Annotated in this window: 7 protein-coding genes and 2 rRNA genes; 8 read left to right on the top strand and 1 reads right to left on the bottom strand. The window is 59.2% G+C overall.

What is annotated here, in order from left to right; all coding sequences use genetic code 11:
* Both AC1AX7_RS06925 and rrf read left to right on the top strand, forming a co-directional pair.
* A 23S ribosomal RNA gene (locus AC1AX7_RS06925) occupies positions 1–239 on the top strand; the annotation flags it as partial.
* Between the two features lie 176 nt (positions 240–415).
* Positions 416–532: ribosomal RNA gene (gene rrf / locus AC1AX7_RS06920) — 5S ribosomal RNA — on the top strand.
* 580 nt (positions 533–1,112) lie between these two features.
* On the opposite strand, the gene AC1AX7_RS06915 is transcribed toward rrf, so the two are convergent.
* On the bottom strand, positions 1,113–3,005 hold the full coding sequence (locus tag AC1AX7_RS06915; RefSeq protein ID WP_476509352.1) for a PfkB family carbohydrate kinase: 1,893 nt from the start codon (positions 3,003–3,005) through the stop codon (positions 1,113–1,115).
* A gap of 201 nt (positions 3,006–3,206) precedes the next feature.
* On the opposite strand from AC1AX7_RS06915, the gene AC1AX7_RS06910 reads away from it, so the two are divergent.
* Genes AC1AX7_RS06910 through AC1AX7_RS06885 form a run of 6 tightly spaced genes read left to right on the top strand, consistent with a single transcriptional unit; the run spans position 3,207 to position 8,021 of the window.
* Positions 3,207–3,866 carry an ECF transporter S component gene (locus AC1AX7_RS06910; protein WP_476509351.1) on the top strand — a complete coding sequence of 220 codons (660 nt, stop codon included), beginning with the start codon at positions 3,207–3,209 and terminating at the stop codon, positions 3,864–3,866.
* Positions 3,867–3,911: 45 nt separating this feature from the next.
* The gene (locus AC1AX7_RS06905) at positions 3,912–4,721 is read left to right on the top strand and encodes an energy-coupling factor transporter transmembrane component T (protein ID WP_476509350.1); all 810 of its coding nucleotides are present in this window, start codon (positions 3,912–3,914) and stop codon (positions 4,719–4,721) included.
* A complete protein-coding gene (locus tag AC1AX7_RS06900) occupies positions 4,718–5,566 on the top strand; it encodes an energy-coupling factor ABC transporter ATP-binding protein (RefSeq protein WP_476509349.1) in 849 nt (282 codons plus the stop codon). Before AC1AX7_RS06905 ends, AC1AX7_RS06900 begins: the two co-directional genes overlap by 4 nt.
* The gene (locus tag AC1AX7_RS06895; RefSeq protein WP_476509348.1) at positions 5,563–6,378 is read left to right on the top strand and encodes an energy-coupling factor ABC transporter ATP-binding protein; all 816 of its coding nucleotides are present in this window, start codon (positions 5,563–5,565) and stop codon (positions 6,376–6,378) included. The genes AC1AX7_RS06900 and AC1AX7_RS06895 overlap by 4 nt, the downstream gene beginning before the upstream one ends.
* Positions 6,371–7,072: a phosphoribosylanthranilate isomerase gene (locus tag AC1AX7_RS06890; RefSeq protein WP_476509347.1), complete on the top strand. Its 702-nt coding sequence runs from the start codon at positions 6,371–6,373 to the stop codon at positions 7,070–7,072. The genes AC1AX7_RS06895 and AC1AX7_RS06890 overlap by 8 nt, the downstream gene beginning before the upstream one ends.
* Positions 7,065–8,021: a carbohydrate kinase family protein gene (locus AC1AX7_RS06885; protein WP_476509346.1), complete on the top strand. Its 957-nt coding sequence runs from the start codon at positions 7,065–7,067 to the stop codon at positions 8,019–8,021. Before AC1AX7_RS06890 ends, AC1AX7_RS06885 begins: the two co-directional genes overlap by 8 nt.
* Positions 8,022–8,062: the final 41 nt, after the last annotated feature.

Genomic DNA, 8,062 nt, shown 5'->3' with positions numbered 1-8,062 from the left:
ACCTGGGTGGACGGACCTCTGGTATGCCGGTCGTCACGCCAGTGGCGCGGCCGGTTGGCTACGTCCGGGAGGGATAACCGCTGAAAGCATCTAAGCGGGAAGCCTGCTCCAAGATAAGCATTCCATGGCCTCTTCGGAGGCTTGTAGTCCCCATGGAGAACACGTGGTCGATAGGCCGGAGGTGGAAGCCCTGTGAGGGGTGGAGCCGACCGGTACTAACGGACGAACGACGACATCACTCTTGTCCTAATGCCCATGTTTTGGGTGCCTGTGTCGGCATGGCCGGTTCCATGGTCGACGGGAGCGCTGCGTGTCATTGAACGGTCTTTTCGATTGGTTCTCGCGTCCTCTGTCCGGTTCCCGGACCGTCACGGTCCATGCCGCACCCCTTTTGTGGGGTGTGTTCGTGTGGTTTTGCGGTGGCCTTGGCCCAGGGGAGACGCCCGGTCCCATTCCGAACCCGGAAGCTAAGCCCTGGCGCGGCGATGGTACTGCACTCGAGAGGGTGTGGGAGAGTAGCGCGCCGCCGCATTGTTCTTTTGGGAGGGTCCCGTCCGTTTGGACGGGGTCCTCTTTTTTTGTTTCCGGGGGTTTTGACGGTCTCCGGGGGCTCTGACGGTTTCGGCCGCCCTCATCGGCGCGTCGCGGTCGAATGTGTCAGGGGAGGGGCCGGCTCCTTGACGTACGGCCGGTCCCTCTGACGGTTTCGACCGCCGGCGCCGGCGTGTCGCGGTCAAACGTGTCAGGGGACTCGTCGGCGTGCCGGTACGCGGACGCCTCCTCTGACGGTTCCGGCCGCAACACGCCGGAGTCAGCGGCCAAAAACGTCAAGGGGACGGGCCTGCGTTCGGTACGCGGACGCCTCCTCTGACGGTTCCGACCGCAACACGCCGTTAGATGCGGTCAAAAGTGTCAGGGAAGGGATGCCGGCCGGGAAAACCGGCGCGAGGCTGACGCTCGGCCTGTCGCCTTGATGGCTTCGACGGCTCAGACCGATGTCCGCTCTAGTCGCGTATTCATCAACAAAGGCCTCGTGGCATGCCACGAGGCCTTTGTTGTATCTCCTTGGTTCCGATGTCGTTATCGTCTCAGGTGTTTTTGAAGCTTGAATGTCATCCCTTCGGCTGCCGTACCCGTGTCTCCAGGGAATAACGGTCTATGAGCGAAGGAATGACCCCTTCCCGTGAAGTCGAGAATCCTGCTGCGTATGTGGCGACGTCGACGGCGTCCTCCAGACTGTACCCATAGGAAAGGTATGCGGCAAACGCGCTGATGAAGGCGTCTCCGGCACCGGTGCTATCCACCGATTCAAAAGGCGCTGCGTCCTTGTACATGTGCATGTCGGGGGTACGCACGTAGCAGCCGTCTTGCCCTAGCGTCACGATGACGCAGCCGACGCCCTGCGCCAGCAGGTGCTCTGCCTTGGTTTCCATATCATCCTCGCCCGGCACGATTGCATGCAGCTCGGAAAGATTCGGGATGAGAATATCCGTATAGTCGAGCAGATGCTGCGGAATATAATCGCATGCCGCCGGCTTCAGAATAGTCGTTGCATGGTGCCTATGGGCCAGACGGCACGCTTCGATGGCTGCATCGAATGGTATTTCCGACTGCACCAGGCAATAGTCCACATGCTCGAACAGACCTTCCCTCGCGCGAATGTCTTCAGGTGACAGCGTCGCGTTGGCCCCCGACAGGATGGAGATGATCGATTCGCCTTCGGGATCCACGAAAATGAAGGCTTTGCCGGTGTGCTGGTGGGAACGTCGTTTTAATCCGCTGGTGTCGACTCCCCAGCGTGTCATTTCGCGGAAGATGTGGTCGGCGTCGGAATCGGCGCCCACGTTGCCGATGAGGGAAACGCGATGCCCCAATTTGGCGACTCCGACGGCTTGGTTAATGCCCTTGCCGCCGGGGGTGGAGGAGGATGTACGTGTGGTGACGGCGGAACCGGCCTGCGGAAGTCTTGATACGGGGATATACGTGTCGATGTTCACGCTGCCGACCACTACGATTTTTTTGTTTTTTGCTTGGGGCGGCTCGCCTATGGTCGTCGTGTTGTCAAGATGGAACTGTTGCACGAATGACGCGGTGTCATCATTTCGCTTTTCCACGGTGGACAGCAGTTTTCCGCAGAGGTAGGCGCCGAAATCGGCGTTGCGTATGGTGTAGGTCGAAATCTCCGTACTGCCTGGATATGCGAGGGCTTCGTTGGTGTCGTTCTTGATGGACACCAACGAAACATCATCAGGCAGGCGATAGTGCAGGGATGCCATGAGTTGGCTGAATTCCAACGCCATGCGGTAGTGCGATGAGACGAAGCCGGTGAGCGAATGGTTGCCGATGCGTTCGGTCAGGCCTTGGCCCAATGTGTAGTGGATTAGGCTGTCGTCGTACTTCATGTTGTGATCGAACAGGCAGGAGCGGAAACCGTCGATGAAATCCGCGGTGCGCCGTCCACGGGTCATCAGGCAGGCGATGTTCGTATGGCCGTGTTCGATGAGTTCGTTGGTCAACCGGTAGGCGGCGTCTTTGTAGGGCAGCAGTAGTGATGCATCCCCGCCGTATGGGCCGATGGTGATGAAGGGAATGCCGCTTGATTCAAAATGGGAGGATAGCTGCAGGCTTTCCGCGCTGGCCGGCTCCCAGATGATGCCGTCGACGTTATGCGTATTGCAGAGGGCGGCGATGTTTTTCATCTCCTGCTCGGTGTCGGAATAGCTATTGAAGACGAGCGTGCCATACCCGGCGGTCTGCGCGGTCTGGATGATTCCGTCCAAGGTGCTGTCGAATGAAATCGTGGAACGCAGAAGCACCCCTATGGTGAGTGTCCGAGCTTGGGACCGCTGGGAAATGGTGGCGTACGGCGTGTAGTGGTATTCCTTGACGATCTGCAGTACTTTGTCGCGCGTATCTTGGCTGATGCTTTGGTCCTTGCCGTTTACGATCTTCGATACGGTCGACGGCGAGACACCGGCGATCCGCGCGATGTCCTTGATGTTCATGGCCTTCCCCCTCTCCGGCACCCTTTATGTAAAACATTTTATCTTTGGCGGTGTCGTATTTGACATCCATGCGATTTAGTTGTTATCCTACCTTAGAGAAAACATTTTAGGAAATAGTTTTCCTAAGACTTGACAATGGTGCGAGCTCGCACGATGACCGTGCGAAGCAGAGAAGCTGAACAGAAGGAGACGGTGTTCGCCATGACCGGGAAACGTTCGTTCTTGGGAAACATTGCAGCCCAGTTCTCAACCAAGTCATTGGTACTTATCCCTATCGCCGTCGGCATCAACCTCATCGGCGGCACCCTGTGCTCCGCGCTCAAGCTGCCGTTGTTCCTCGACATGATCGGCACCATCGTCATCGCCTGTCTGTCGGGTCCGTGGGTGGCGGCGCTTACCGGTCTGCTGACCAATGTGTTCCTTGCCATCGTGGCGAACCCTGTTTATCTGCCGTACGCCGTGGTCAGTGTGCTCTGCGGTCTCGTCGTCGGCTATATGGTCAAGGCCGGGCTGTTCCGCAAGGCGTGGGGTGTTGTGCTCATCTGGCTGGCGGTGACATTGGTGAACGCGGTGTCGGCGTCCGTCATCACTGTGTTCGTATATGGTGGCGCAACCGGCGTCAACGGTACATCTGTCCTGACCGCTGCGTTGCTTGTCGCGATGAAGGATATCGTCGCATCCGTGTTTTCGTCCTCGATGCTGGAAAACCTGTTGGATAAAGGCATCGCCGTGTTCATCGCATATGTCATCGTCAAAAAGATTCCGCATCGCTTCCTGAGCCAGTATGCGGCCGATGCCTTTGGTGATGATGCCGGCGTCGAAGAGGACGACGATGAGGACGTGGAGGACGAGGACCGTTGACGAGACGCCATCGGAGGACGATCACGGGAAAGGAGGCGCACGGCGATGGACGGACATATTGAAATCATGAATGGCGCCAGCGTCATCCATCGTTTGAATCCGCTGACAAAGATCGCCGGAGTGCTGTGCCTTGGGTGCACGACGCTCGTCTGGCCCGATTACACGCTTGGCGTGGCGCTCGTCGTTGTGCTGTTCGCAGTGGCGTTCGTCGCCGGGATCCAACGTTCCTTCGCAAAGCTCATGTTCGGTTTCGGTGTGCCCGTCACCGTCATGCTGCTGTTCATCCAAGGTCTGTACAGTCCCAAGAACCGCACCGTGCTCATCGATTTCGGCTTCGCTCAGCTGGGATTGGAGGGCACGTTGTATGCGGCGAAGATCGTGACGACGCTGCTGGTGTTCCTGGGCAGCTTCACCATCATGAACAAGACCACGTATACGGGCGCTTTGGTGGCTGCGTTGACCGATGTGGGATGCCCCGCGAAAATGGGGTATCTGATACTTGCCAGTCTCAATGTGGTGCCGCAGATGCAGCGCCGTATGGCGGTCATACAGGAGGCGCAGAGCGCTCGCGGCCTGTCCATGGGAGGAGGCGTCGTCTCACGCGTCAAGGCATACATCCCACTGATGGGGCCGGTGGTGATGTCGTCGCTGACCGACGCGCAGGAACGTGGCATGACGTTGGAGACACGAGGGTTCGGCATGCGCGGCGTTCGCCAGACCAGTTATGTGAAGGTCGTCTGGCATGCCTGCGACACAGTGCTGACCTGGATGTTCGTGATGTTCTTCGTCGCCGGTGCCGTGGTGGCCGTGCTGGTGGCCCTGCATGTGTTGCCCTGGTGGGGAGGTGTGATGTGAGCACGGTCGTGGAAGTGGATGATTTCTCATTCCGATATCGGGACACCAAGCGTCGCGCGGTCAAGAATGTGAGCTTCCGTGTGGACGAAGGCAGCTTCTTCTGCATCGTCGGTGCCAACGGGGCGGGTAAATCGACATTATGCAATGCTTTGGTCGGACTTATCCCGCATTACTTTGTGGGCACGATGGGCGGTGGTATACGCATCGAAGGCGTTGATACGGCACAGGCCGGCATCGCGCAATTGTCCCAGCGTATAGGTCTGGTGTTCCAGAATCCGTTCAACCAGCTGTCGTACACGGCCGGCACCGTGGCCGAGGAGTTGGCGTACGGGCTGGGCAACCGTGGGGTGCCTCGCGAGCGGATGATTGAGCGTGTGGCCGCCGTGGCCAAGTTGATGCGCATCGACCATATCCTGGACAAGAACCCGCTGGAGCTTTCCGGTGGGCAGGTGCAACGCGTGGCGTTCGGATCCACGTTCATCATGGAGCCCAGGATTCTCGTGCTGGACGAGTGCACCACGCAACTTGACCCGTTGGGCGGCGAGGAGATATTTGACATTGTCAAACGTCTCAACGACGACGGCGTCACTGTGATCATGGTCGATCATGACATGGAGCGTGTGGCCCGCTGCGCGGATCAGGTCATGGTGATGGACCATGGCGCGATTGCGGCTCTGGGCACGCCGGATGAGGTGTTCCTCGATCCGGAGCTATGCGAGCATGGCGTCGAACCCCCGGACTATGTCGCGTTGACCCGTGCCATGGAGGAGGACGGACTGCCCGGAGTCCATCTGTCCATTCGCGAGGAGGACACTGTCCGGATGGTCAAGGAGGTGCTCCGATGAGCATCGAGATCTCAGCATTGGAACATGTGTATAAGGACGGTTCGAAGGCGCTTGACGGTATTACCCTGACGCTTGACGGTGTGGAACCGGTGGCGATCGTCGGGCAGAACGGTGCGGGCAAGACCACGTTGGTGAAGCATTTCAACGGCATCCTGCGTCCTACGTCGGGGCGGGTCCTCATCGACGGCGAGGATGTCAATTCGCGCACCACCGCGCAGTGGAGCGGCACCGTCGGTTATGTGTTCCAGAATCCCGATGATCAGCTGTTTCTGGAAAGCGTGCGTAAGGAATTCGCATTCGGGCCGCAGCAGATCGGCGTGTCCGACGCCGAGATCGACGCGCGTATGGAACGCATCGCTGCGATGGTGGGATTGTCCAGAAAACTGGACAGCCATCCGTTCGACCTGACCCCCACGGAAAAGAAGTTCTGCACCATCGGCGCGGTGCTCATGATGCTGCCCAAGATCGTGGTGTTTGATGAGCCTACATGCGGGCAGGACGTGCGCGGCACCCGGCGTTTGGCTGACATCGTCGCCGCATTGCGCCAATCCGGCACATTATGCGTCACGATTTCACATGATATGAAATTCGTCACGGCGAATTTCACCCGGACCGTGGTGTTGTGCCAAGGCAAAGTGCTGCTTGACGGCCCGACTGCCGAGGTGTTCGCGCGCACACAGGAACTTCGGCGTTCATTCGTGACGCCGCCGCCCATCACCAGAGTCGCTTTGGGGGCGGGTTTGCGGGATGCCGTGTTCTCGGTGCCCGCATTCATGAACGCAATACATGATGAAAGGAGCCGACGTGGCTGACGTTATCGCACAAATCTACGGTATCCGCACTGTTGAGGACGCCCGCATGGTGATTGATATGGGCGGCGAGCATATCGGCGTGAGCTATGGGCATATCAAACACACTCCCGGTCAGCTGTCCTGCGAACAGGCGAAGGAGATTTTCGACGGTGTACAGCCGCAGGCGGTGCGCATCGGTCTGACCTGCTCCGAAGATATCGATGAGATCACGGAGGACCTGAAGGCGGCGTTGCCGGATGTGCTGCATTTGTCCGGAGATATCGAAGGAATCACGCCGGACCAGGTGGCTGAGCTGAAAAGACGGTTCCCGGACCTGAAGATCATGCAGGCGATTCCAGTGCTGGCCGGGGTGCCGCTGGAGGAGCAGAAGGTCATGCAGTACGTGAAGGACTACGAAGCGGTCTCCGACTTCTTCCTCATCGATACCAAAGCGCCGGATGCCGGAGACATCGGAGCCACGGGGCTGACTCATGACCGCGCAATCGATAAGGCCATCATCGATGCGACCGACGTCAAATGCATCATCGCGGGCGGACTGGACGCCGGCAATGTGGCGGAGGCGATCCACCTGACCAATCCGTATGGGGTGGATTCGTTCAGCCTGACGAATTACGACGACGAACGCGCGGACACCCTGCGTTGCAAGGATCCGCTGAAAGTGGAGGCGTTCATCAAGGCGGCGAAGAATGCGTGACATCGTAGTCGTCGGAGACGCCAACGTCGACATCATCGTGCCGTACCCGCGGTTCCTCGACGAAACCCGTACCCGTGTGGAATATCCGGATATTCGCATGCAGGGCGGCGGCACATCCGCCAACACTGCGGTGGCGCTGGCGAAGCTCGGCGAGTCCGTGTCGTTTATCGGCACTGTCGGTGACGACCATTATGGGCGTTTCGTAATGAAAGACCTGCGTGACGCCGGCGTCGACGTCACCGGACTGGTCGCGGACTCCACGCTCAACACGGTAGGTGTGTTCGCGTTCGTGGATGACCGCGGCGAACGATATCTGTGGGGATGGCCCAGGGAACGGCAATCGTTCAAGGTGATCGACGAAGGGCTCGTTCCGTTCCATAAGGTGCGCAATGCGGGATGGCTGCATTCGTCCGGAATGTCATTGACCTACGACACGAGCGCACGCAGCTCGATCGTGCGAATTTTCGAAGAGGCCCATGCCAACGGGGTACCGACGTCGTTCGATCTGAACCTTCGTGTGGATGACGGTGTGCTCGATCGGGATTTCGCACAGGCGCTCGAGCGGATCATGCCTCATGTGGATTACCTGCTCGGATCCGGACCGGATGAATTCGCTTATATGGGCGAAGGCGACTGGATGGACAACGCGTCGCGGTATGCAGTCGACGGGCGGACCGTGATCGTGCGCGACGGCGCTCGCGGATCGGTGGGGCTCACCGAAACGGAACGCGTGCAGGCGCCACCGTTCACAGTGCCGGTGGAAGACACCATAGGCGCCGGTGACGTGTACAACGCTGGATTCATCAGTGCGATGATGTCTGGCGCCACGCTTGCGGAGTCGCTGCGTCTCGGCAATGCGGTGTCCGCGTACAAGGTGGCGCGCAAGGGGCCGCGCAGCTCGCCCGACATGCAGGAGCTCGAAGCGTTTCTCGCGGAACACGATTCATGAACCGATGGGGCGGTCAGCCCGGACTGCGTCCGCCTGGGAGC

Source organism: Bifidobacterium sp. LH_449, assembly GCF_056356755.1.
The sequence above is the reverse complement of the archived record's forward strand: the minus strand, read 5'-3'. Positions and strand labels throughout refer to the sequence as shown.